The 24,257-nt window shown below is 68.5% G+C and carries 20 protein-coding genes and 3 tRNA genes; 19 read left to right on the top strand and 4 right to left on the bottom strand.

The window, feature by feature from the left end:
• Window positions 1-18: 18 nt before the first annotated feature.
• The 10 genes from ACP7AB_RS12510 (at window position 19) to ACP7AB_RS12465 (ending at window position 5,737) form a co-directional block, all read left to right on the top strand.
• A complete protein-coding gene (locus ACP7AB_RS12510; RefSeq protein ID WP_425991574.1) occupies window positions 19-474 on the top strand; it encodes a hypothetical protein in 456 nt (151 codons plus the stop codon).
• A 62-nt stretch (window positions 475-536) separates the two neighbouring features.
• Window positions 537-1,493, top strand: coding sequence for a class II fructose-bisphosphatase (gene glpX, locus ACP7AB_RS12505; protein ID WP_425991573.1), 957 nt, complete (start codon window positions 537-539; stop codon window positions 1,491-1,493).
• Window positions 1,493-3,325, top strand: coding sequence for a single-stranded-DNA-specific exonuclease RecJ (gene recJ / locus ACP7AB_RS12500; protein ID WP_425991571.1), 1,833 nt, complete (start codon window positions 1,493-1,495; stop codon window positions 3,323-3,325). The genes glpX and recJ overlap by 1 nt, the downstream gene beginning before the upstream one ends.
• 60 nt (window positions 3,326-3,385) lie before the next feature.
• A tRNA-Glu gene (locus ACP7AB_RS12495) sits at window positions 3,386-3,460 on the top strand.
• A gap of 217 nt (window positions 3,461-3,677) precedes the next feature.
• Window positions 3,678-4,241 (top strand): cold-shock protein, encoded by a 564-nt coding sequence (locus tag ACP7AB_RS12490; protein ID WP_425991569.1) that lies wholly within the window; start codon window positions 3,678-3,680, stop codon window positions 4,239-4,241.
• A 23-nt stretch (window positions 4,242-4,264) separates the two neighbouring features.
• On the top strand, window positions 4,265-4,741 hold the full coding sequence (locus ACP7AB_RS12485; RefSeq protein WP_425991568.1) for a DUF192 domain-containing protein: 477 nt from the start codon (window positions 4,265-4,267) through the stop codon (window positions 4,739-4,741).
• Between the two features lie 67 nt (window positions 4,742-4,808).
• A tRNA-Pro gene (locus ACP7AB_RS12480) sits at window positions 4,809-4,885 on the top strand.
• A gap of 72 nt (window positions 4,886-4,957) precedes the next feature.
• The gene (locus ACP7AB_RS12475; protein ID WP_303695702.1) at window positions 4,958-5,263 is read left to right on the top strand and encodes an ETC complex I subunit; all 306 of its coding nucleotides are present in this window, start codon (window positions 4,958-4,960) and stop codon (window positions 5,261-5,263) included.
• 116 nt (window positions 5,264-5,379) lie between these two features.
• A tRNA-Arg gene (locus ACP7AB_RS12470) sits at window positions 5,380-5,456 on the top strand.
• A 20-nt stretch (window positions 5,457-5,476) separates the two neighbouring features.
• Window positions 5,477-5,737: a hypothetical protein gene (locus ACP7AB_RS12465; protein ID WP_425991566.1), complete on the top strand. Its 261-nt coding sequence runs from the start codon at window positions 5,477-5,479 to the stop codon at window positions 5,735-5,737.
• On the opposite strand, the gene metC is transcribed toward ACP7AB_RS12465, so the two are convergent.
• Window positions 5,734-6,906 carry a cystathionine beta-lyase gene (gene metC, locus ACP7AB_RS12460; RefSeq protein WP_425991564.1) on the bottom strand — a complete coding sequence of 391 codons (1,173 nt, stop codon included), beginning with the start codon at window positions 6,904-6,906 and terminating at the stop codon, window positions 5,734-5,736. The genes ACP7AB_RS12465 and metC overlap by 4 nt on opposite strands.
• Before the next feature lie 79 nt (window positions 6,907-6,985).
• On the opposite strand from metC, the gene ACP7AB_RS12455 reads away from it, so the two are divergent.
• Together ACP7AB_RS12455 and ACP7AB_RS12450 are read left to right on the top strand one after the other, a co-directional pair.
• Window positions 6,986-8,125 carry an amino acid ABC transporter substrate-binding protein gene (locus ACP7AB_RS12455; RefSeq protein ID WP_425991562.1) on the top strand — a complete coding sequence of 380 codons (1,140 nt, stop codon included), beginning with the start codon at window positions 6,986-6,988 and terminating at the stop codon, window positions 8,123-8,125.
• Window positions 8,126-8,173: 48 nt separating this feature from the next.
• Window positions 8,174-9,502, top strand: coding sequence for a dicarboxylate/amino acid:cation symporter (locus ACP7AB_RS12450; protein WP_425991560.1), 1,329 nt, complete (start codon window positions 8,174-8,176; stop codon window positions 9,500-9,502).
• A gap of 3 nt (window positions 9,503-9,505) precedes the next feature.
• Here ACP7AB_RS12450 and sseA read toward each other — a convergent pair whose 3' ends face one another.
• Entirely contained in the window at window positions 9,506-10,342 is an 837-nt protein-coding gene (gene sseA / locus ACP7AB_RS12445; protein ID WP_425991558.1) for a 3-mercaptopyruvate sulfurtransferase, read from the bottom strand.
• On the opposite strand from sseA, the gene ACP7AB_RS12440 reads away from it, so the two are divergent.
• Window positions 10,341-11,906: a cryptochrome/photolyase family protein gene (locus ACP7AB_RS12440; protein WP_425991556.1), complete on the top strand. Its 1,566-nt coding sequence runs from the start codon at window positions 10,341-10,343 to the stop codon at window positions 11,904-11,906. The two genes, sseA and ACP7AB_RS12440, sit on opposite strands and share 2 nt — an antisense overlap.
• Window positions 11,907-11,915: 9 nt before the next feature.
• Here the strand turns inward: ACP7AB_RS12440 and ACP7AB_RS12435 are convergent, their stop codons facing one another.
• Window positions 11,916-13,373, bottom strand: coding sequence for a cryptochrome/photolyase family protein (locus ACP7AB_RS12435; protein WP_425991554.1), 1,458 nt, complete (start codon window positions 13,371-13,373; stop codon window positions 11,916-11,918).
• 93 nt (window positions 13,374-13,466) lie between these two features.
• Here ACP7AB_RS12435 and kdsA point away from each other — a divergent pair, with 93 nt between their 5' ends.
• From kdsA to ACP7AB_RS12415, 4 genes are all read left to right on the top strand, one after another.
• Window positions 13,467-14,357, top strand: coding sequence for a 3-deoxy-8-phosphooctulonate synthase (gene kdsA, locus ACP7AB_RS12430; protein WP_425991553.1), 891 nt, complete (start codon window positions 13,467-13,469; stop codon window positions 14,355-14,357).
• Between the two features lie 249 nt (window positions 14,358-14,606).
• On the top strand, window positions 14,607-16,079 hold the full coding sequence (gene rfaE2, locus ACP7AB_RS12425; RefSeq protein ID WP_425991551.1) for a D-glycero-beta-D-manno-heptose 1-phosphate adenylyltransferase: 1,473 nt from the start codon (window positions 14,607-14,609) through the stop codon (window positions 16,077-16,079).
• Between the two features lie 8 nt (window positions 16,080-16,087).
• Entirely contained in the window at window positions 16,088-17,077 is a 990-nt protein-coding gene (gene rfaD / locus ACP7AB_RS12420; protein ID WP_425991671.1) for an ADP-glyceromanno-heptose 6-epimerase, read from the top strand.
• Complete coding sequence (locus ACP7AB_RS12415) at window positions 17,074-18,180, top strand: DUF3089 domain-containing protein (RefSeq protein WP_425991549.1); 1,107 nt, start codon at window positions 17,074-17,076, stop codon at window positions 18,178-18,180. Before rfaD ends, ACP7AB_RS12415 begins: the two co-directional genes overlap by 4 nt.
• Here the strand turns inward: ACP7AB_RS12415 and recG are convergent.
• Window positions 18,177-20,267, bottom strand: a complete 2,091-nt coding sequence (gene recG / locus ACP7AB_RS12410) for an ATP-dependent DNA helicase RecG (protein WP_425991547.1) — start codon at window positions 20,265-20,267, stop codon at window positions 18,177-18,179. The genes ACP7AB_RS12415 and recG overlap by 4 nt on opposite strands.
• 98 nt (window positions 20,268-20,365) lie before the next feature.
• On the opposite strand from recG, the gene ACP7AB_RS12405 reads away from it, so the two are divergent.
• Window positions 20,366-20,686 carry a succinate dehydrogenase assembly factor 2 gene (locus ACP7AB_RS12405; protein ID WP_425991545.1) on the top strand — a complete coding sequence of 107 codons (321 nt, stop codon included), beginning with the start codon at window positions 20,366-20,368 and terminating at the stop codon, window positions 20,684-20,686.
• Window positions 20,686-24,141 carry a transcription-repair coupling factor gene (gene mfd, locus ACP7AB_RS12400; RefSeq protein ID WP_425991543.1) on the top strand — a complete coding sequence of 1,152 codons (3,456 nt, stop codon included), beginning with the start codon at window positions 20,686-20,688 and terminating at the stop codon, window positions 24,139-24,141. The genes ACP7AB_RS12405 and mfd overlap by 1 nt, the downstream gene beginning before the upstream one ends.
• The last annotated feature ends 116 nt before the right edge of the window (window positions 24,142-24,257 follow it).

Raw genomic sequence — 24,257 nt, 5'->3', positions numbered from 1 at the left:
GCCTAGACCGGACCCGAAATGAACGCGCGTCAGGCGAAAAAGATATCCGGCGGCTTGCTGCTCGCTTCGGCCGTCACGGCCCTGGGCGGATGCGCGACCGCGTTCGACCCGCAGACGGACGAGGCCTCGCCCCTCGCGCCCCGTGTTCAGGCCCTGGTGGATGCCAACCGCGCCTATCCCCGCTGGGAGGATTTTCCGCGTTCGACCGATCCCCTGCCCGAACCCGTGGAGGTCGCCGGGCGCGTGAACAGCCTGCGCGGCAGCGGCACGGACCTGGCCGCCGAGGCCGCGCGGATCGACTGGCAGCTGGGCGACCCGGTCGCCTTCGCCAATGAGGTCAACAGCCGTATCGACGCCCAGGCCGTGGCCCCGGTCACCGCCGAGACCCAGGCGGAGGTCGAGGCCTTCGCCGCCCGCACGCGCCAGCGCGGAACCGCTCCGCCGCCCGTGGACAGGGGCCCGGCGCCCCGCTGATTTTCGTCCCTATCGCCCGGTCGAGAGAATCCGGGGATCATCCTTCCTCAGGAGCATTCGAAATGGCTGACACGGCCCCCTTCGCCTCGACCCTCGCTGCCGACGCCGCCATGGTCACCGAACTGGCGGCCATCGCGTCCTGGGCCCAGATCGGCCGCGGCGACGAGAAACAGGCCGACCAGCTGGCGGTCGACGCCATGCGCACGGCGCTGAACAGCCTCGACATCGACGGCAAGATCGTCATCGGCGAGGGCGAGCGCGACGAAGCTCCGATGCTCTACATCGGCGAGAAGGTCGGCACCGGCAAAGGCCCCAAGATCGATATCGCCCTGGACCCGCTGGAAGGCACCACCCTGACGGCCAAGGCCATGGCCAATGCCCTGACGGTCCTGTCGATGTCGGCGGGCGGCGGCATGCTGCACGCGCCCGACACCTATATGGACAAGATCGCCATCGGCCCGGGCTATGCGCCGGGCACCGTCGATCTGGACATGAAGCCGGGCGACAATGTCCGTTCTCTGGCTTCCGCCAAGGGCGTGCGGCCGCAAGACATCACCGTCTGCGTCATGGACCGTCCGCGCCACGAGGAGCTGATCGCGGCGCTTCGTGAAGTCGGGGCTCGGGTCATGCTGATCACCGACGGCGACGTGGCCGGTGTGATCCACACCGCCGAGCCGGAAACGGGCATCGACCTGTATCTGGGTTCCGGCGGAGCGCCCGAGGGCGTGCTGGCTGCCTCGGCGCTGAAATGCGTCGGCGGTCACTTCCAGGGCCGCCTGCTGTTCCGCAACGACGACGAGCGCGCCCGCGCCGAACGCACCGGCGTCACCGATTTCGACCGCAAATACGACCTGCACGAGCTGGTGTCGAAGGACGCCGTCTTCGCCGCCACCGGCGTGACCAAGGGCGCCATGCTGGACGGCGTGAAGATGGGGCAAGGCTTCGTCACCACCCACACCCTGGTCATGGATTCCTCGACCCGCACCGTGCGGCGCATCCACACCACGCGCCCCCTCTGATGGCGGATGGAGCCCCCGCATCCGGCCCTCTTGAAGAGGGATGGGCGCCGGGGTTCCTCGATGTCTCGCGCTCGCTGTCCGGACGCGCCTGGCGGCAAAGGCCGGCCGAGGCTTCGGTCGTCCGCGCGCATATGCAGGGGCTCGGCCTGTCCGAACCCCTGGCGCGGGCCCTGGCGGCGCGCGGCGTGCCCGCCGATCAGGGCGCGGACTTTCTAGAGCCGACGCTGAAACGGCTGTTCCCCAATCCGTCGTCCTTCATGGACATGGACGCGGCCGCCGCGGCCATCGTCGCCGCCCTCCAGGCGGGCGAGAGCATCCACGTCTTCGCCGACTACGACGTCGACGGCGCCTCGAGCGCGGCTCTCCTGGTGCGCTGGTTCCGGGCCCTGGGGGCTGACCTTCCCCTCTATGTGCCGGACCGGCTGACCGAAGGCTACGGGCCGAGCCCGCTGGCCTTCGACCGGCTGAAGGCGTCAGGTGCCGATCTGGTCATTACCGTGGACTGCGGCGCGGCGGCCAACGAGGCCATCGCCCACGCCTGCGCCGTCGGACTCAAGGTCGTGGTCATCGACCACCACATGATGCGCGAGGAGCCGCCGCAGTGTCTGGCCGTGGTGAACCCGAATCGACCGGGCGACGCATCAGGCCAGGGCAATCTGGCGGCGGCAGGGGTGGTCTTCGTCCTTCTGGCCGCCCTGAATCGCGAGGCGCGCCAACAGGGCCTGTTCGCCGACCGGGCCGAGCCCGACATCCGCCAGTGGCTGGATCTCGCCGCGCTCGGCGCCATCTGCGACGTCACCGGCCTGACCGGCTTCAACCGCGCCCTGACCGGTCTGGGCCTGAAGGTCATGTCGAGCTGGGGTAATCCGGGGCTCAAGGCCCTGCTGGCTGTCGCGGGCGCCGAACCCGGCCCCGCGAAGTCGAATCACGCCGGCTTCATCCTCGGGCCGCGCATCAACGCGGGCGGGCGAATCGGTCGGGCCGATCTCGGCGCCCGGCTGCTCTCGACCGACGACCCTCTGGAAGCCCGGGCCCTGGCCGAAGAACTGGATGCCCTGAACATCGCCCGCCGCGAGGTCGAGCGCGAGGTCACCGAGACCGCCATCCGCCGCGTCGAGGCGACCGGCCAGCATGCCGACGGCTCGGCTGTGGTCGTGATCTCCGGCGACGACTGGCACCCCGGCGTCGTCGGTATCGTCGCCGGGCGGCTGCGGGAGCGCTGGCGGAAACCCGTCATCGTCATCGGCGTGGACGCGGTCGGCGGTGTCGCCAAGGGCTCGGGCCGGTCGCGGCCGGGCATGAACCTGGGTCGCGCGATCCAGGCGGCTTGGCGCGAAGGCTTGCTGCTGGCCGGCGGCGGGCACGCCATGGCGGCGGGTTTGACGATGCGGCCAGACGGGATCGACGCCCTGAGAGATTTCCTGAACGCGGCCATGGCCGGCGAACAGGCCGATGCCGACGCCCTCGACTGGGTCGAGGTCGACGCCCTGATCGAGCCGGGCGCCGCGTCGCGCGCCCTGTTCGAGGATTTCGAACGGCTGGCGCCCTTCGGCCCCGCCAACCCCGAACCCCTGTTCGCCCTGCACGGCGTCCAGGCCCGGGAGCCGGTGCAGATGAACGGCGGCCATGTGCGCTGTCGCCTCGTCGGGGCGGACGGCGCCTCGGTCAAGGCCATCGCCTGGCGCTGCGCCGACCTGCCGACCGGCCGCGCGCTGCTGGCAGGGCAGGGCGGTCTCAGCGTCGTGGGTCGTCTGAAGGCGGACGACTGGAACGGTCGCAAGGGCGTGCAGTTCGAGATCGAGGACATCGCCGATCCGCGGATGGCTAGTTAGTTCGAAACGGCGCTTGCGCCCCCCGGAATCGCCCGCTATATCGCCGCTTCCCCGCGCTGCGGTCCCTTCGTCTATCGGTTAGGACGTCAGGTTTTCAACCTGAAAAGAGGGGTTCGACTCCCCTAGGGACTGCCACGCGGGGCATTCCACACATCCTGATCCGCCGCCCCCCGTCGCCCTCGCGACGCGCAGGGATCGTGCCGTGGCGCCGTGTCCTGGGTGAGACGCCGGGCGAGTTCCTTCCCTGTGCGGTTCGCGATGAGGTTGAAACCGGCGTTTTTCGGTTTTCCCGCGTTCACAGAACCGTGTTAAACATGAACCGTCCGTCGGGAGAGCGGGCGGGGGGTTTGAAGTGTCTGACTACGAGGGGCTGGACGCGCCGGACATGGTCCGGATCGCCGGCCGGGTAAAATGGTTCGATGCGGGCAAGGGTTACGGCTTTATAGTGCCCGATGACCCGGCCCAGACCGGGGCCAAGGACGTTCTGTTGCACATCAGCAGTCTGAGGGACGGCGGCTGGGACAATGCGGGCGAAGGCGCTCCGATCGAATGCGACTGCGCGCGCCGCCCCAAGGGCTGGCAGGTGGTCCAGGTCCACGACCTTGGCGAAGGCGAGGTCGAGGCGCCGGCGCGGCGATCCGGTTACGAAGGACTGCGGGTGGATTCGCGCGAAATCCGCGACCCGGAGGACGCCGAGGCCTCCGGCGTGCTCGAGGTCGCCACCGTGAAATGGTTCAATCGCACCAAGGGCTACGGTTTCGTGGTGCGCGCGACCGATCCTGGCGATATCTTCGTTCACATCGAAACCCTGCGTCGCTGCGGACTGGACGATCTGGTCCCCGGCGAGACGGTCTCGGTGCGGTTCGCCGACGGCCCCAAGGGTCTGGTGGTCGCGGAAATCAGACCGGGCGACTGATCGGTCGCCCCGAAAGGGCGATCATGCTGTCGAGACGTCTCCTTATTGTCGGAATCCTGGCCCTTGGTCTGGCCCTGTCCGCCTGCGCCAAATCCTCAGCGCCCGTCGATGAGGCCGGTCGTCCACTGGAGGAACTGAAGATCGTCACCGCCTCGGGCGAGCACGAGATGCTGGTCGAGATCGCCGACGACGAGCCGGAGCGCGAGCGCGGCCTGATGTTCCGCCCGCCGCTCGCAGACGACCGCGGGATGCTGTTCCAGTTCCCCGATTCCGCGGAACGGTCATTCTGGATGCGCAATACGCCCAGCTCGCTCGACATCCTCTACATCGACCCGACGGGCAGCATCGTCTCGATCGCCCACCACGCCACCCCCTATTCGGAAGCCCCGCTGCCGTCGAACGGCGCCGCCAATGGCGTGCTGGAACTCAGGGCCGGCCGGGCGGAAGAGATCGGCGCCAAGGCCGGCGACAAGGTCGTCCACCCCTTCTTCCGCCCCTGAGGTCGATCTGGCGTTGCGGCCCATTCTTACGTTGCAGGTTGGGCCGGATGCTGGCAGACACCTCCGCCGGAGTGTAGCGCAGCCTGGTAGCGCATCTGGTTTGGGACCAGAGGGTCGGAGGTTCGAATCCTCTCACTCCGACCATTATCCCTTGAGTGGCTACCGCTCGACGCGCGGCGTCTCGCTGCTTGAGCCACGGATGTTGTGAGACTGCCCATGCTGGCCCGCATCTATCGCCCCGCAAAGACCGCCATGCAGTCAGGCAAGGCCAAGTCGAAGGACTGGCGGCTGGACTTTGAGCCGGCGTCGGCGCGCACCATCGATCCGCTGATGGGCTGGACCAGCTCTTCCGACATGAACGGCCAGGTCCGCCTGACATTCGAGACAAAGGAAGAGGCCGTCGCCTACGCCGAACGCCATGGCATTCCGTTCCGTCTGCACGAGCCCCAGGAGCCGCCGGTGATCCTCAAGGCCTATGCCGACAATTTCGCCACCGCCCGCAAGCAGTCCTGGACGCACTGATTCAAGAGGGCGGCGATCGCTCGCCGCGCGGCGGCTCAAGTAGTGAGCCGCGAACTCGACCATTGACCAGCGATCGCTTGAGCCGCACGGGCGGTGCGGCTAACGCTCCCGAACACGCGCCCATAGCTCAACCGGATAGAGCACCCGCCTTCTAAGCGGACGGTTGCAGGTTCGAGTCCTGCTGGGCGCGCCATCCCGATCGCAAGGACCCCCATGGCCGAAATCCGCAATCAGGTTCTCGAAGGCCGTCAGCTTCTCGACGGAAACAGCTTCATCGACTGTGAATTCAGGAATGCGCAGTTGGTGTTCAAGGGCGTGGAACAGCCCGGGTTCGCCAACTGCAAATTCACTCAGAGCCGCTTCGTGTTCGAGGACAATGCGGCGGTGACGGTGAACCTGCTGCGCGGCATGCTCCGCCCCGAGACCGGCATGCGTTCGTTCGTTACCGGCATGATGCCCGAGATCGGCGTCTAGGGCGGGGCAGCCCGCCAGGCGGCGAGCCCGACCTCCAGATCCGCGACAAGTTCCGTCGGATCCTCCAGCCCGACGTGGAGCCGCAGCAGCGGCCCCTCCAGCGTCGGCGGCATCTCCCGGAACGCCATCTGCGGCGTCTCAAAGGTGATCAGGCTCTCGAACCCGCCCCAGGAGTAGCCGAGTCCGAAGAGGCTGAGGGCGTCGAGGAAGGCATGGGCGGCCTTCGCATCGCCGCCCTTCATCACCACCCCGAACAGGGACGCGGCGCCGGTGAAGTCGCGCGCCCACAGCGCATGCCCCGGGTCGCCGGGCAGGGCGGGGCCAAGCACGCGCGAGACCTCTGGCCGGCGCGCCAGCCATCCAGCGACCTGGATCATCGACCGCCCCTGTTCCGCATAGCGAAGAGGCAGGGTGCGCAGGCCGCGCAGGGCCAGCCAGGCGTCGTCCGGCGAGACGCACACTCCGATGTCTTCATGGGTCTCGGCGACGGCCTTGATGATCGCGGGGTCATTCGCGCACGCGGCCCCCAGCATCAGATCCGAATGGCCGCCGGCGTATTTGGTCAGGGCCTGGACGCTGACATCGACGCCGTGGGCGAGCGGCTTGAACGCCAGTCCGGCGGCCCAGGTGTTGTCCATGACGGTCAGGGCGCCCCGTGCACGGGCGGCGGCGGCCACGGCGGGAACGTCGATCATCTCGAACGTCAGCGATCCGGGCGCTTCGATCAGGACCACCCGGGTGCGGTCGGAGATCGTCGCCGCGACCTCCTGGGCGGAGGCGTCGGCGGGGTGGAAGCGGACCGTGACGCCGCGCGAAGCCATGTAGCGGGTCAGGAAGCGCCGGACAGGTCCATAGACGGCGTCCGTGGTCAGAACCTCGTCGCCGGGCGTCGTCAGGGCCAGCAGCGGCAGGGTCATGGCGGCGAGGCCGGACGGCGCCAGCCAGCAGCCCTCCGCGCCCTCCAGGTCGGCGATCGCGCGTCTCAACGCATCCTGCGACGCTGTACCGTCGATGCCGTAGAGCGGCCCCAGCCTTGGGTCGCGCATGTCGCCGACTGCGTCCGACAGCATGGTCGAGGCGCGCTCGATCGGAGGATTGACCGGACGGCGTCCGTCTCCCCGCCGGGTCGCCGCCGCGATCAGCCGGGTGCGGTCGGAAAGCGGATCCATGGCGGCCTCGACGGGTTGCGAACGAAGCCCCAAAGGCCTCTAAAGCAGCGGGGGCGCAAGGGGTCGCGACGGGAGAGTCGTGACGACAGCGAACGCGGGACAGACCATGGGCGGACCAACCACGGCTTTCTGGATGCGGATGGCGGGCCTCGCAGCCCTGACCATGGCGGCCGCGTGCGGCGACCGTGATCGTGAGGCCGAAGCCCCGGTCACGGAGGCGAGGACGGGCGCGATCCCGACGGCGACCGCGCCTGTCGAAAGCCCGACCCTGGCCACGATCAAGCGGCGCGGACGGCTCAACTGCGGCGTCAACCAGGGTCTGGTCGGCTTCGCCTACACCGACAATCGGGGCGAGTGGCGCGGCTTCGACGTGGACTTCTGTCGTGGGCTGGCGGCAGCCATCTTCGGCGACCCGGACGCCGTGCGGTTCGTGCCCCTGACGGCCGAGAACCGGTTCCAGGCCCTGGCCGACGCGCGGATCGACGTCCTGTGGCGCAATACGTCCTGGACCATGGAGCGCGACACCGGCGGCCAACTCGCCTACGCCGGGGTGAACTACTACGACGGTCAGGGCTTCCTGGTCCGGCGCTCGCTCGACCTGAACAGCGCCACGGAGTTGACCGGCGCCAGGGTCTGCGTTCAGGCGGGCTCGACCAGCGCCCTCAACGCCGACGACTATTTCCGCAGCCGGGGCATCGACTATCGCGCCGTGGTCCTGCCGACCGAGGAGGCCGCGCGTCAGGCGTATGGCCGCGAGGATTGCGATGCGTTGAGCGCCGACGTCTCGGCCCTGGCCGCCGCACGCACCACCCTGGCGGACCCTCAGCAGCACGTCGTCCTGTCGGACGTCATTTCCAAGGAGCCGTTGGGCCCCGTCACCCGCCGCGGCGACGAACAATGGACCGCCGTCGTGCGCTGGACCCTGAACGCCCTGATCCTTGCCGAGGAAATGGGCGTGACCCAGGCCAACGTCGATGAGCAGGCAGAAACCTCGAGCGTGCCCCAGGTTCGCCGCCTGCTGGGCGTGGAGGGCGATTTCGGCCCGCGACTGGGCCTATCGAAGACCTGGGCGGCGGACGCCGTCGAGGGGGTCGGCAACTATGGCGAAATCTTCGACCGGAACCTTGGTTCGCAATCGCCTCTCGACCTGGCGCGCGGGTTGAATGCACAATGGAACGCTAGACCGGGCGGCCTGATCTACGGCCTGCCGGTGCGATGATGCTCTAGCGCGGCTGCGGAGACGCAGTCGGCGGCTTTCGGGGGACGAATGGATACGACGAAAAAGGGCGGCATTCCGCTCCACTGGTTGATGCTGATCGGGTTCGTGATCGGCCTGGGCGGAGGCCTGTACGTCAATCAGTACATCGGGCCGGAGACCTATTGGGTCCAGTGGCTGACCTCGAACGTGACCGGACCGGCGGGGCAGATCTTCCTGCGCCTCCTGTTCATGTTGGTGATCCCGCTGTTGTTCTCCGCCCTCGTCGTCGGCGTCGCCGAAATGGGCGACCTGAAGTCCCTGGGTCGCGCGGGCATCAAGACCCTGCTGCTGACAATCGTGGTTTCGACCATCGCCGTCATCATCGGTCTGGGCATGGTCAACTATTTCCGGCCGGGCGACGGTGTCGATCCGGCCCTGGCGCAACTGCTTCTGGCCCAGGGGGCGGACGGCGCCGCGGCTATCGTGGAGCGAGCGCCCGAAAGCGTTCAGTTCGGAACCTTCTTCCTGGAGTTGATCCCGTCGAACGTCTTCACGGCGGCGTCGGAGAACCAGATCCTGCCGATCATGATCTTCGCCCTGCTGTTCGGGATCGGCCTGGTCATGGCCAAGAGCCCCAACACCGACAAGCTGCAGAACGTCATCGAGGGCATCCTCGAAGTCACGATGAAGCTCATCAACCTGGTCATCAAACTGGCGCCGATCGCGATCGCCTGCCTGATGTTCAACCTGGCGGCCCTGTTCGGATGGGACCTGCTGGTGCGACTGGCGGCCTATGTCGGCGTGGCCGTGGGGGCGATGGCGATCCACATGTTCGTGGTCTATCCGCTGGTCGTCTGGATCGGCGGCGGCATGAACCCGCTGAAGTTCTTCAAGGGCGTGCAGCGCCCGATGATCGTGGCCTTCTCGACCGCCTCGTCCAACGCCACCCTGCCGGTGTCGCTGAAGGCGGCCGAGGAAGAGCTGAAGCTGCCGCGCAAGATCGCCCGCTTCGTCCTCACCGTCGGCGCCACTGCCAACCAGAACGGCACAGCCCTGTTCGAGGGCGTCACGGTGCTGTTCCTGGCCCAGTTCTTCCAGATCGAACTGTCGCTGACCCAGCAGGTCGTGGTCATGCTGGTCTGTATCCTCGGCGGCGTGGGCACAGCCGGGGTGCCGGCGGGTTCGCTGCCGGTCATCGCCATGATCCTGGTCATGGTCGGGGTACCGGCCGAGGGCATCGGGCTGATCCTGGGCGTCGATCGCTTCCTCGACATGTGCCGGACCGTGCTGAACGTGACGGGCGACCTGGTCCTGGCCACTGTCGTCTCTCGCGGCGAGAAGGACGACCCGGTTTCGCCGGAGCCCGTAACGCCGCCGACCGTGGCGGCCGTCGCCTGATCCTCAGGGGCCGGTGACGACCTCTGTGTCGTCCCGGCCGCCCCATTCGGCCCACGACCCGTCATAGAGCACGCCTTCGCGCCCCAGCAGGGCGAGGGCCAGCAGCGGCACGGCGGCGGTGACGCCGGAGCCGCAGCTGGTGATCGGCCTGTTCGCAGGGCCCAGCCCCCGCGCCGCGAACGCTGCTTCCAGCGCCTCGGGCTCACGCATCAGCCCCTCAGACGTCAGCAGTTCGCCGAACGGCAGGTTGACCGCGCCCGGCATATGACCCGCGCGCAGCCCGGGGCGGGGCTCGGGGGCGGACCCGGCGAAACGGGCGGCGGCGCGGGCGTCGAGCATCGGCGCTCCGGCGTCCAGCGCCGCCCGGACCCGTGCCACATCGGCGATCATGTCCGGCCGGGGGTCGGCTTTGAACACGGCAGGGCGGGGCGAGGCGGGCCCGGTCTCCAGCGATCCGCCCATGCGTTTCCAGGCCGGCAGGCCGCCATCCAGCACCTGAACCCGGTCGCAGCCCATGGCGCGGAACATCCACCAGGCGCGCGCCGCCGTGAAGAGACCGAAGGTGTCATAGACGACGATCCGGTCCGTCTCCGACACGCCAAGTCGACCAGCCTGTTCGCCAAATTGATCAGCCGACGGCATCATGTGGGGCAGGGGGTCGTCCCGGTCCGAGATCGCCTCCAGATCGAAGAAGACCGCCCCCGGCACATGCCCTGCCTCGAAGATCGGCCGCGCGTGCGTGCCGTCCAGATGCCAGCTGGCGTCGAGAATCCGAAGGTCAGAATCGCCGGACGCGGTAAGGAGTTCGGCTGCGGTGACGAGAGCAGGGAGTGTGGCCATGACCGAGACTACCACGGGAGCGCGAGCCAGGCTTCGTCTGGTGCTGGGCGACCAGTTGTCCGACAGTCTGTCCGCTCTGGAGGGTCTCGATCCGACGCGGGACGTTGTCCTGATGGCCGAGGTCAACGACGAGGCCACCTACGTCAGACACCACAAGCAGAAGATCGCCCTGATCTTCGCCGCCATGCGCAGCTTCGCCCTCAGGCTTGAGGCGCGCGGTGTCGTGGTGCGCTACGTCCGCATCGACGCCCCGGCCAACACCCATTCGATCGTCGGTGAGCTGCACCGGGCGCTCGACGATCAGCCGTTCAGCGGGGTTGTGATCACCGAATGCGGCGAATGGCGCCTGGCCGAGGCGCTGGCCGCCTTTGCAGGCGTCAGCGCCGTCCCGGTGGAGGTGCGCGAGGACCGTCGCTTCATCTGCCCGCACGACCGGTTCCGGCGCTGGGCGTCCGGCAAGTCCCAGCTGCGGATGGAGTTCTTCTATCGCGAGATGCGACGCGAAGCCGGCATCCTTCTCGACGACGGCCAGCCGGTCGGCGGCAAATGGAACTATGACGCCGAGAACCGCAAGGGCCTGACCAGGGGCCTGCGCCCGCCCGCGCGCCTGCGGACCCCGCCCGACGAGATCGCGCGGGGGGCCATCACGGATGTGGCGCGTCTGTTCCCCGATCACTTCGGTGACCTGGAGGAATTCGGGTGGCCGACGACGACCGAACAGGCCGGGAGTGTCCTCGCCGACTTCATGAAAAACGTCCTGCCCAATTTCGGCGACTGGCAGGACGCCATGGCCCTGGGCGAACCGTGGATGTGGCACGGGCTGATCTCGACCTCGCTCAACCTGGGTCTGCTCGATCCGCTCGACGTCTGCCGCCGCGCCGAAGCCGAGTATCGCGCGGGTCGCGCGCCGCTGAACGCCGTCGAAGGCTTCATCCGCCAGATCCTGGGCTGGCGGGAATTCGTGCGCGGCATCTACTGGCTGAAGATGCCGGACTATGCGCGGCGCAACTTCCTCGACGCCGATCGGACCCTGCCGGGGTTCTACTGGTCGGGCGAGACCGACATGGCCTGCGTCGCCGACGTCGTCGCCCAGACGCGCAGCCACGCCTACGCCCACCATATCCAGCGGCTGATGGTCACCGGCAATCTCGCCATGCTGCTGGGCGTCCATCCCGACGAGATCGACGACTGGTACATGGTGGTCTACGCCGACGCCTATGAGTGGGTGGAGATGCCCAACACGCGCGGCATGGCCACCTTTGCGGACGGTGGAATCATGGGCTCGAAACCCTATGCCGCGTCCGGCGCCTACATCGACAGGATGAGCGACTACTGCGGATCGTGCCGGTACGACGTGAAGGCCAAATCAGGTGAAAACGCCTGTCCGTTCAATCGTCTGTACTGGGGTTTCCTGGAACGAAACCAGAAGCGGCTGCGCGGCAACGTTCGACTGGCCATGCCCTACCGCACCCTGGAAAACTTCGGACCTGAGCGTCGGACCGCCCTGCTGAACGAGGCCGAGGCGGCCCGTGACAGATTGGGCGCGGCTCCCAGGCGGGAATAGCGCGCCCGGTCAGTCGTCGGCCCGTGCGCCGCCGCTGATCACCTTCAACGCCGCCAGGGCCCGGTCCCGGGCCTCGGCGTGATCGACGACCGGCCTCGGATAGTCATGGCCGAGACGGATGCGGGCATCGCGCAGGACCTCGGGCGGCGCGGTCCAGGGCGCATGCACCCATTTGTTCGGGACGCGGGCCAGTTCGGGGACCCAGCGCCTGACATACCGGCCTTCGGCATCGAACTTCTGTCCCTGGGTGACCGGATTGAAGATGCGGAAATAGGGCGAGGCGTCGGCCCCCGACCCGGCGACCCACTGCCAATTCTGCGAATTCGACCCAAGGTCGGCATCGACCAGCGTGTCCCAGAACCAGGCCTCGCCCCGGCGCCAGTCGATGAGCAGATCCTTGATCAGGAAGGAGGCCACAATCATCCGCACCCGATTGTGCATCCAGCCGGTCGCCCACAGCTGGCGCATGCCGGCATCGACGATCGGATAGCCCGTCAGTCCGCGGGTCCAGGCCGTGAACCCCGTGTCGTCATCCAGCCAGGGGAATGCGTCGTACTCCGGCCGGAACGCCCGCTCCGGCAGGGTCGGGAAATGATGCAGCAGATGGGCGGAGAACTCGCGCCAGCCGATCTCGGCGAGGAACTTGTCCGCCTCGGCCGCGGGCGCCTTGCCCGCTCGCTCCGTCTCCTCGACTGCGGTCCACGCCCGCCACGGGCTGAGCTCACCCCAATGCAGGTGCGGCGACAGGCGACTGCCGCCGATCTCCGCCGGCCGGTCGCGGCCGACGCTGTAGGTCTTCAGCGCCGACGATGTGAACCGCTGCAGCGCCTCGACTCCGCCGGCCTCACCGGGCGTCCAGTCGAACCCCTTCGACCAGTCCGGATCTGAGGGGTGCAGCCCCCAGTCGTCAACCGTGTCGCTGTCCAGCGTCGCGGCCGCCCCGAAGGACGTCGGCCCCGTCGTTTGTGGCGGCGCCTCCGCCTGCGCGCGCAAGCTCTTCAGAAACGGCGTGAACACCTTGTACGGCCCGCCCGTCCCGTTCAGCACCGCCCCCGGCCGGCACAACAACGAGCCGTTGAAGCCCCGGCATTCGACGCCCTCGGCCTTCAGGCCGTGGGCGATATCGGAATCACGCCGCGAGGCGTCGGGCTCGAACAGGCGGTTCATGAAAACCGTTTGCGCGCCCGTCTCCGTGATCAACCGACGCAGTTCGGCGTCCGAATCGCCCCGGCGCAGGATCAGGGTCGCTCCGCGTTCCGCCAGGCTCGCCGACAGGGCGCGCAGGGACTTGTCCAGCCACCACAGGCTCGCCGCCCCCTCGCGCCGGACCGCCGAACCCTCGTCGTGGATATAGACAGGGACAATGGGACGCCCCGTCGCATGCGCCTGGTTCAGCGCGGGATTGTCGGCCAGCCGCAGGTCGCGGCGGAACCACAGGATGACGGGGGGCTCGCCTTCAGTGGTCACGCCTTGGATCTCCGTGGTAGGTTGAAAAACAAGGCGCGCGGGGCCACCTGACCGCCCCATAGGCGTGGCATCGCCAACGCGCCATCCGTCAGAATGTCCCAAAGAGAAGGCCCGCCCGTGAGCGCTCCCAATTCCGTCATCACCCTGTCAGGCCACGGCATCACCACGCCGGTCGTCATCGGCGGCGGGGCGCGCATCGCCTTCATCGCCGGCCCGTGCCAGCTGGAAAGCCGCCAGCACGCCCTGGAGATGGCTCATGCCCTGAAGGAAATCGGCCAGCGTCTGAATGTCGGCATCATCTACAAGACCAGCTTCGACAAGGCGAACCGCACCTCCGCCAGCGCCGCGCGCGGTCTGGGCCTGAAGGAGTCCCTGCCGATCTTCGACGAGATCCGTCAGGTCACCGGCCTGCCGGTCCTGACCGACGTCCATTCCGAGGAACAGGCCCGCGAGGCCGCCCAGGCCGTGGACGTGCTGCAGATTCCCGCCTTCCTCAGCCGCCAGACGGACCTGCTGCTGGCCGCCGCCGCGACGGGCAAGGCGATCAATATCAAGAAGGGCCAGTTCCTGGCCCCCTGGGACATGAAGAACGTCATCGCCAAGGTCGTCGGCGCGGGCAATCCCAACGTCATGGCCTGCGAGCGTGGCGCCAGCTTCGGCTACAACACCCTGGTCTCCGACATGCGCGCCCTGCCGATCCTGCGCGAGATCGGCTGCCCCGTGGTGTTCGATGCGACCCACAGCGTCCAGCAGCCGGGCGGGCAGGGGACGTCTTCGGGCGGCCAGCGCGAGTTCGTCCCGGTCCTGGCCCGCGCCGCCGTGGCCGTCGGCGTCGACGCCGTCTTCATGGAAACCCACCAGGACCCCGACCACGCCCCCTCGGACGGGCCGAACATGGTGCCCCTGTCCGAGTTCGAGGGCCTGGCCGCCGAACTGTTGGCCTATGACGACCTGTCGAAGGCGCGGATGAAGGCTGCTGCCTGAACTCGGGCGCTTGTCATCCCCGACGAAGCGCAGCGGAGATCGGGGACGTGGGGTCGCTGATCATTCCTGGCCCCGGGCGGCGTCCGGCCGAACCGGGGCAACCCGTCTCCCGGTTCGCCCTTTCAGGTCGACCGGGAGGGTGGAAAACGGGGCCTCGCCGTCCCGGATCTGCGCTTCGCTCCGTCCGGGATGACAAGGTCGAGAAATGGGACGGTTGTGTCTCGGTTCGCGGCGCTTTAGCTCAGACCCATGGTTGATCGCACCCTGGACCTCGGCGCCCTGCAAAGCCTGCTCGACCGCGCACGCGATCAGACGTTGGCCTGTGTCGGCGACCTGATGCTGGACCGCTATGTCTATGGCGAGGTCAGCCGGATTTCCCCCGAGGCTCCGATCCCGGTGCTGCGCTCGCGCCGCACGGTGTCCATGCCAGGCGGCGTCGGCAACGTGGCGCGCAACGTTGCGGCCTTGGGCGGTCTGGCCCGGCTGGGCGGCGTCACGGGCGTGGACGCAGCGGGTGAGGAACTGGCCCGGCTGGTCGCCGCCGAAGACCGGATCGAGGATTTCATCGATCGCACCGAAGTCGCCGGCACCATCGTCAAGACCCGCTATGTCTCGGGCGGCCAGCAGCTGATGCGTCTGGATGAGGAGGAGGTCGCGGTCGGCGCCTTCGCCCGCGAGGACGTGTTTTCAAACGCTTCCGCCATTCTCCTGTCCGACTACGCCAAGGGTGTCGTCACCGAACGCCTGATCCGCTCGGCTCTCTGGCAGGCGCAGCACACCGGCGCCGTGGTCATTGTCGATCCCAAGGGCCGCGACTTCGCCCGTTACGGCGCGGTCGACCTGATCAAGCCCAATGCCTCCGAACTGGCCGGCGCCACCGGCCTGCCGGTCGAGACCGACGCCGAGATCGAGGCGGCGTTGGAGGCCTTGCTGGCCGCCACAACCGCCAGGGCGATCGTCGTCACCCGCGCCGGCAAGGGCATGAGCCTGATGCGGCGCGGCGAGCCGGTCCAGCATTTCCCCGGCCGGGCGCGCGAGGTGTTCGACGTGTCCGGCGCCGGCGATACGGGACTGGCGGCCCTGGGTCTGGCGCTCGGCGCCGGGGCCTCGCTGGAACAGGCGGTACAGCTGGCCATCCTCGCCTCCGGCGTCGTGGTCGGTAAGAGCGGCACGGCCGTCGTCACTCCGGCCGAACTGATCGAGGCCGAGATGAGCCAGCACGCCGGCGCGGCCCTGGCCAAGGTCACGGCGCTCGACGATCTCTCGGCCGAGGTCGAGGCCTGGCGCCGTCAGGGACTGAAGGTCGGCTTCACCAACGGCTGTTTCGACATCCTGCACCGCGGCCACGTCGCCTATCTGGCCCAGGCGCGATCCTGGTGCGACCGGCTGGTCGTGGCCCTGAACACCGATGCGTCGGTGCGCCGCCTGAAGGGCGACGGACGTCCCGTGAACGATCTCGACAGCCGCGCCGTGGTCATCGGCGGTCTGGCCAGTGTCGACCGCGTCACCTCGTTCGACGATCCGACCCCGCTGTCCCTGATCGAACGCCTGCGCCCCGATGTCCTGATCAAGGGCGCGGACTACACCCGCGAGGGGGTGGTCGGCGGCGATCTGGTCGAGAGCTGGGGCGGCGAGGTGCGTCTGGCGGCGTTCGCCGACGGCTATTCCACCACCCGGACCATCGAGAAGATGGCTGAGAGCACCCCCGGAGAGGCCGGCTGATGCGGCGGATGATCGTGGTCACCGGCGGCGCCGGCTTCATCGGCTCCAACATCGTCTCGCGCCTGTGCGCCGAGGACCGCTGGGACGTGGTCGTCTGCGACCGGCTGGAGGACGCTGGCCTCGGCAAATGGCGGAATATCGCCAAATCGGCCATCGCCGACTTCTGGCAGCCGGAGGAGCTGTTCGGGCAGCTCGAACGTCACGCCGAACGGGTCAGCGCCATTGTCCACATGGGCGCCATCTCCTCGACGACGGAGCAGGACGCCGACCTGATTCTGCGGACCAACTTCAGCCTGTCGCGCGACATTTGGGACTGGTGCGCCCTGAACGACACGCGGATGATCTACGCCTCCTCGGCGGCCACCTATGGCGACGGCGAGGCCGGGTTCGAGGATGCGGACGATCTTGAATCGATCTCGAAGCTTCAGCCGCTAAATGCCTACGGATATTCAAAGAAACTCTTCGATCAATATGCCGTGCGCGAAGCCTCGCGCGATCACGCGCCGCGTCAGTGGGCCGGGCTGAAGTTCTTCAATGTCTATGGCCCGAACGAGGGTCACAAGGGCGGGATGAAGTCGGTCATCGCCCAGATCTGGCCAAAAGTCGCGGCCGGCGAGACCGTCAGCCTGTTCCGCTCGCACCATCCCGACTACGCCGACGGCGGCCAGTTGCGGGACTTCGTCTTCGTCGACGACGTGGTCGACATCATCGACTGGCTGCTCTGTACCCCCGACGTCAGCGGCGTCTTCAACGCCGGATCGGGCCAGGCGCGGTCCTTCCTCGACCTCGCCAAAGCCACCTTCGCGGCCGCCGGCAAGGCACCCGCCGTCGCCTATATCGACATGCCCGAGGTCATCCGCGACCGGTATCAGTATTTCACCGAGGCCCGCATGGATCGCGTCCGCGCCCTCGGCTTCGGCGGCCAGTCAACGCCGCTGGAAGAGGGCGTGCGTCGCTACGTCCAGTCCTTCCTGTCGCAACCGGATCCCTATCGGTGAAGCTGCCGCGCCTGACCTTCTGGCAGGGCGTGGGCTGGGCCGGGTTCGCCCTGGTGTTCCTGATTGCGACCGCCGTCACGGTCTGGCGCGGGGATATCCTGAAGGCCGGTCTGGACCCCCAGGTGCCGTTCCAGACCTACGATCCGCCGCCCGCGCCGGACTACGCCTCAGCGGCCTCCTGGGTCATGAGCGATGAGCGGGCCCCCACCTCGGGCCCGGCCGCCATCTTCTTTCTGCACTCGACCACCTTCGACGGCGGAGAGGACTGGAACGGGCCGATCGGCGCCGCCGGGGCCGACGCCTATCTGGAGCGGGTGGTGATCCCGAACTATGCGGGTCCGTTTGCGCGGGCCGGCGCCATCAGCCTGCCACGCTATCGCCAGGCGTCGCTCTACACCCGGTTGACGCTGAGGGATGACGCTCGCGACGCCCGCGCCTTCGCCTATGGCGATGCCCTGGCGGCCTTCGAAGTCTGGCTGACCGCCCATCCGACCGGACCGCTGGTGCTGGCCGGAGTGGAGCAGGGGGGCGAGTTGATCGACCGGCTGGTGCGGGAACGCGTGTCGGCGGACGCCGCGCTTCGCCGCCGGATCGTCGCCGTCTATCTGGTCGATGTGATCGTGGCCGAAGACTCTCTGTCGCCCGCCGTGCCCGCCTGCGTCACGGCCACCAGTATCGGCTGCGTCGTCGGCTGGTCACAGGTCGGAGACGAGAATGACGGTGCCGCCTGGCGTCGTCTCCGCCGCGCCCTGGTCTGGGACCAGGCCGGACGACTGGTCGATCTCGGCGGCCGTGCGGCCCTCTGTGTCAATCCGGTCAGCGGAGCCCGCAGCGACGCCGCCGTGCCCGCGCGCCTCCATCACGGCGCGGCGAATGCGACGGGGCTGGAATGGGGCGTGCGACCGGCCTTCATCGACCGCGCCGTGGCGACCCGGTGCGTCGAAGGCATCCTGCGCCACACCGAGCTGACCACGGAATCCTTCCGCGAGGTCGGCAACTGGGCCGATCGACGAAAAGCGCGTCCCTACAATCTGTTCTACGCCGATATTGAAGCGGACGTTGAGCGACGCCTGAATGTCTGGGAAGCGTCGGACGCGCCCTAATCCAGCCCGCCCCGCTCTGTCTTCCAGTCGAACAGCGCCTCCAGCACCTGGATCGCCTCGCCGCGCGGACTGGTCAGGTCTGGATCGCGGCCCAGCACCAGTCGGGCGTCGTCCGCCGCCGCCAGCAGCAGGGACCGGTGCCGGATCGGATCGGCAAATCGATAGGCTGGGAAACCGCTCTGCCTGAGGCCCAGCGGATCGCCGCCGCCGCGCAGACGGAAATCCTCTTCCGCGATCTCGAACCCGTCCTCGCTGCGCCTCAAGGTCTCCAGACGCTCCCGCGCCGTATCGCCCAGGCCCCCATCCTGACCGCCGTACAGCAGGATGCAGGCGCTCGATTTCGCCCCGCGCCCGACCCGCCCGCGCAACTGGTGCAACTGGGCCAGGCCGAAGCGGTCGGCGTGTTCGATGACCATGATGGTGGCGTTCGGCACGTCGACGCCCACCTCCACCACCGTGGTGGCGACCAGCACCGACAACCGCCCGTCGGAGAAGTCGGCCATGACCGCCTCCCGCTCGGCGCCCGGCATCTGCCCATGGGCCAGGCCGACCTCGATATTCAGGATCCGCCGCAGATCGCGCGCGCGTTCCTCGGCGGCGGCCAGATCGCTGACCTCGGATTCCGCCACCAGCGGACAGATCCAGTAGGCCTGGGCTCCGCTCTCGACCGCCGCCTTGAGCCGCTGCGCCACCTCGCCGATCCGCGCGAGCGGCAGGACGGCGGTGGAGATCGGCGTTCGCCCCGGCGGTTTCTCCATCAACCGGCTGACCTCCAGTTCGCCGTACTGGGTCAGTTCCAGCGTGCGCGGGATCGGCGTCGCCGACATGGTCAGCAGGTGGACGCCGCCGACGCGCGGATCGCCCTTGGCCTGCAGTCGGCTGCGTTCATTGACCCCGAACCGATGCTGTTCATCGATGACCGCCAGGGCCAGTCGGTCAAAGCGGACGGCGTCCTGGAACAGGGCGTGGGTGCCGATGGCCACCCTGGCCTCGCCGGACGCCAGGGCCGCCAGCCGTTCGCGCCTTTCCGCCGGCGTGTCCCGGCCGGTCAGCAGGAGGGTGGGCGCTCCGGCCGCCTCCAGCATCGGCGCCAGCCGCTGGTAATGCTGGCGGGCGAGGATCTCGGTCGGCGCCATCAGGGCCGCCTGGAAACCCGAACCGGCCGCATCGGCCAGAGCCAGGGCCGCGACCGCCGTCTTGCCGGAGCCCACGTCGCCCTGCAGCAACCGGCCCATCTGCTCGCCCGAGGCGAGGTCGCGGCGGATCTCGGCCACGGCCCTGGCCTGGGCATGGGTCAGGGTGAAAGGCAGGGCGGTCAGCAAGGCCTGCGACACGGCGCCGGGCGCGATGATCGGTGCGGGCGTGATCTGGCGCGCGCGCTTCCGTCGGGCCAACGCCAGCTGATGGGCGAACAGTTCGTCATAGGCCAGACGCTGGCGCGGCGCGGCGTCCGGCGACAGATCGGCCTCGCCCTTCGGCCTGTGCAGGGCCTCGATCGCCGCGTGCCAGGCCGGCCACCGCTGCTTCGCCAGCCAGGCGGGGTCCTGCCACTCGTCCAGCTCCGGCGCGGCATCCAGCGCGCCCAGCGCCAGCTTCCGCACCACCCGCGAGGTCAGCCCGGCCGTGGCCGGATAGACGGGCTCTACGGCCGGAATCTCCTCGCCCCTGTCCAGGGGCACGATCCAGTCGGGATGGACGATCTGCACCTCGCCGTTGAACCGCTCGACCTTGCCGGAGACCAGCCGTCGCTCGCCCTGCGGCAGCTGACGGTCGATGTGCTGCGGACTGCCGCCGAACCAGATCAGGTGCACGAAGCCGGTCTCGTCGCTGGCCCGGACCTTGAGCGGCACGCCCGGGCGTGCCGGCGCGATCATCCGGTCCACCACGACGTCGAAGATCCCGACCTCGCCCTCCACTGCGTCCGCGGCATGGGTCCTGCGGCGCGTGATGACCCCGACCGGCGCCAGGAACAGAACGTCGCGCACCAGCGGCCCGGCCAGCTTCTGGATCAGGGGCGCGACCTTGGTCCCCACCCCCTTCAGGCTGGTGACCTCCGCAAACAGGGGAAAGAGAATCTGGGGTCGCATCGCTGATGACATTAGACGGTGCGGCGGCGCTGGCGAAACGGGATGGGGAGGGCTATCTGAGAACCACTGTTGAATGACTGGACCGGGCAAGGATTCTTGTGGCCGATAACGATGCGCGTGCCGACACCGACCTTCGCCAGCAGCGGCTGGGCCGGATCACCTTCAGGGCGTGGCGGCGGGGCTTCCGCGAGGCGGACCTGGTGCTCGGCCCCTTCATGGAGCGAGAGGGCGCGACCCTGAGCGACGACGATCTCGACGCGCTGGAGGCCCTGCTGGCCGAGGACAACGATCACGACCTCTACGCCTGGATCATCGAGACCAGGCCGACGCCGACCGGGCATGACACGCCGCTGATGATGAAGCTGCGCGTCTTCATGCGAGCCCACGTCGCCGCGGCCGTCGCCGATGGGGCGGGCTGATGGACGGCGCCCGGATGGATCGGCGGACCGATCAGGAACTGGGCGGCGCGCCAGAAGGGCTGGACGCTCTGGTCGTCGCCGACCGACTGAAGGCCTCCGGCGGCGTCGGCGTCTTCGTGGCCCGGGACTTCTCGCGCTCCGGCGCCTTCGTCCAGGCGTTCAACTTTTTCGCCGGGGACGTCGAGGTCCTCGAGTTTCCGGCCTGGGACTGCCTGCCCTACGACCGGTTGAGCCCGACCTCGGGCATCTCGGCCGAACGCATGGCCGCCCTGACCCGACTGGCCGGGCGCGCCGCCGACGAGACCCGGCCTCTACTGGTCGTCACGACCGTGGCCGCCACCCTGCAGCGCACGCCGCCGCGCGAGGTCACCTGCGCCGCCGGATTCGGGGCCGTCGTCGGGCGGGAGCTCGATATCAAGGCGCTGGAGATCTATTTCACCACCAACGGCTACATGCGCGCCTCGACCGTCAACGAGCGCGGCGAATACGCCGTGCGCGGCGGGGTCATCGACGTCTTCCCGCCGGGCTTCGAGGAGCCGGTGCGGCTCGACATGTTCGGCTCCGAACTGGAATCGATCCGCACCTTCGACCCGGCGACCCAGCGCTCGACCGGCCAGCGCACCGAGGTGGCCCTGTCGCCCGTGTCCGAGGCCCTGCTGGACGCCGGGACCATCAGCCGCTTCCGCACCGGCTATCTGAACCTGTTCGGCGCGCCGGGCGACGATCCGCTCTATGCGACCATCAGCGAGGGCGCCCGGCGTCAGGGCATGGAGCACTGGATCCCGCTGCTCTACGACCGGCTCGAGACCCTGTTCGACTACCTTCCGGATCGCGCCTCGATCTTCCTCGACCACCAGGCCGACGCCGCCCGCACAGACCGCTGGAACCTGACCCGCGACGCCTATGAGGCACGCCAGGAGGCGTCGAAGGCCAAGGGCGGCGCCGCCAACCGCGCCCTGCCGCCGAACCGCCTCTATATGCCGGAGGAGGACTGGAACTCGGCGCTGGCCGGGCGAAATGTCCGCCGTCTGTCGCCATTCGACGCCGCCGCCGAGGACGCCGGCGGCCGTCTAGGTCGGACCTTCGCCGCCGAGCGGGCCCAGGACAGCGTCAACCTGTTTGAGGCCGTCGCCGACCATGCCGCCAGGCTGAAAGCCGACGGCAAGCGCGTCCTGTTCGCCTCCTGGAGCGAGGGCTCGTCCGATCGGCTCGGCGTCATGCTGGCCGATCACGGGCTGGAGCATGTCGTCGCCGTGCGCGACTGGGCCGATGTGCAGACTGCGTCGAAGGACCTCTATCTGCGCGCCATCCTGCCGGTGGAGCATGGCTTCATGACCGGCGACCTCGCCGTCATCTCCGAGACCGACATCCTCGGCGACCGGCTGGCCCGCCCGAAACGGAAACGCCGGGCGTCAAACTTCCTCGCCGAGGCCTCGGCCCTGACGACCGGCGACCTCGTCGTCCACCTCGACCACGGCATCGGCCGTTATGAGGGGCTGAAGACCCTCGAGATCCAGGAAGCGCCGCACGACTGCCTGGAGCTCCTCTATGCCGGTGATAGCAAACTCTATCTGCCGGTTGAAAATATTGATCTTCTGACTCGATACGGGTCCGAATCCGATGGCGTCCAGCTCGACCGGCTCGGCGGCGCGGCCTGGCAGGGTCGCAAGGCCAAGGCCAAGGCCCGGCTGCGCGACATGGCCGAGGGGCTCATCGCGCTCGCGGCCAAGCGTGCGCTCCGGGTCGGGGAGGCGATCACTCCGCCCGCCGGTCTGTTCGACGAGTTCTGCGCCCGCTTCCCCTATGAGGAGACCGACGACCAGCTCAACGCGATCGGTGACGTGCTGGAGGACCTCGGCAAGGGCGTGCCGATGGACCGACTAATCTGCGGCGACGTCGGCTTCGGCAAGACCGAGGTGGCCATCCGCGCCGCCTTCGTGGTGGCCATGAGCGGGCAACAGGTGGCCATCGTCTGCCCGACGACGCTGCTGGCCCGCCAGCACTTCAGGACCTTCTCCGAGCGGTTCGCCGGCTGGCCGATCAAGGTCCGCCACCTGTCGCGCATGGTCACGGCCAAGGATGCGGCTGAAACCCGAGCCGGGCTCAGGGACGGTCAGTTCGAGATCGTCGTCGGCACCCACGCGGTGCTGTCGGATCAGGTCGGGTTCAAGGACCTGGGCCTGGTCATCGTCGACGAGGAGCAGCATTTCGGCGTCAAGCACAAGGAGAAGCTCAAGAGCCTCCGCGCCGACGTCCACCTGCTGACCCTGACCGCGACGCCGATCCCGCGGACGCTGCAGATGGCCCTGTCCGGCATCCGCGAGATGTCGATCATCGCCACGCCTCCGGTCGACCGCCTGGCCGTGCGGACCTATGTCGCGCCCTGGGATCCGGTCATGGTGCGCGAGGCCCTGCTGCGCGAGAAATATCGTGGTGGTCAGGCCTTCTACGTTTGCCCCCGCCTGTCTGACCTGCCCGACATCGAGGAGTTCCTCCGCATCCAGGTGCCGGAGATCAAGTTCGTCGTCGGTCATGGCCAGATGAGCCCGACCCAGCTCGAAGACGTGATGAGCGCCTTCTACGACGGCTCCTACGATGTGCTGGTCTCGACCACGATCGTGGAAAGCGGCATCGACATTCCGACCGCCAACACATTGATCGTGCACAGGGCCGACATGTTCGGCCTGGCCCAGCTGCACCAGATTCGCGGACGCATCGGGCGGTCCAAGGCCCGCGCCTTCGCCTATCTGACGGTCGATCCGAAGCGGCCGATGACCCTGTCGGCCGAGCGGCGGCTGCAGGTGCTGCAGTCGCTCGACAACCTCGGCGCCGGCTTCCAGCTGGCCTCGCACGACCTCGACCAGCGCGGCGGCGGCAACCTGCTGGGCGACGAACAGTCGGGCCATATCCGCGAGGTCGGGGTCGAACTGTACCAGCAGATGCTGGAGGACGCGGTCGCCGAGCTGCGCCAGAACGGCGAGGGCGGCCCGGTCGATCGCGGCTGGTCACCGGCCATCAACGTCGGCGCGGCGGTTTTGATTCCAGAGGATTATGTCTCGGACCTCAACGTCCGTCTCAGCCTTTATCGCCGCCTGTCCGACGCCGAGAACACCGAATCCCGTGAGGCCTTGGCCGCAGAACTCATCGACCGGTTCGGCCCGCTGCCGGATGAAGCCAAGCAACTGCTGCGCATCGTCGGCATCAAGGCCAGCTGCAAGACGGCCTGTATCGAGCGGATCGACATCGGACCCAAGGGCTGCGTCCTGACCCTGCGCGACAACAGCTTCCCGAACCCGATGGGGCTGGTCGGCCTGATCCAGAAGAACCACGCGTTCTGGAAGATCCGCCCGGATCAGAAGATCGTCGTGAAGGGCGACTGGCCGACGCCCGAGGATCGGCTGAAGGTCGCCGAACGGATCACGACCGATCTGGCGCGGGTGGCGGGGGCGGGTTGACGCCTATGCTGGCTTGGACCGGGCGATGCTCGCGGATTTGACAGTCCGGTCCCCCCAGGCTTAATCCGCCGGACGTTCGACGAACGGAGGTTTTCGGCATGAGGGTTGGGGTCGCG

It is taken from the genome of Brevundimonas sp. TWP3-1-2b1 (genome assembly GCF_049896165.1).
GTDB classification, from domain to species: domain Bacteria; phylum Pseudomonadota; class Alphaproteobacteria; order Caulobacterales; family Caulobacteraceae; genus Brevundimonas; species Brevundimonas subvibrioides_B.
This window is presented reverse-complemented; position numbering and strand designations above follow the sequence as displayed.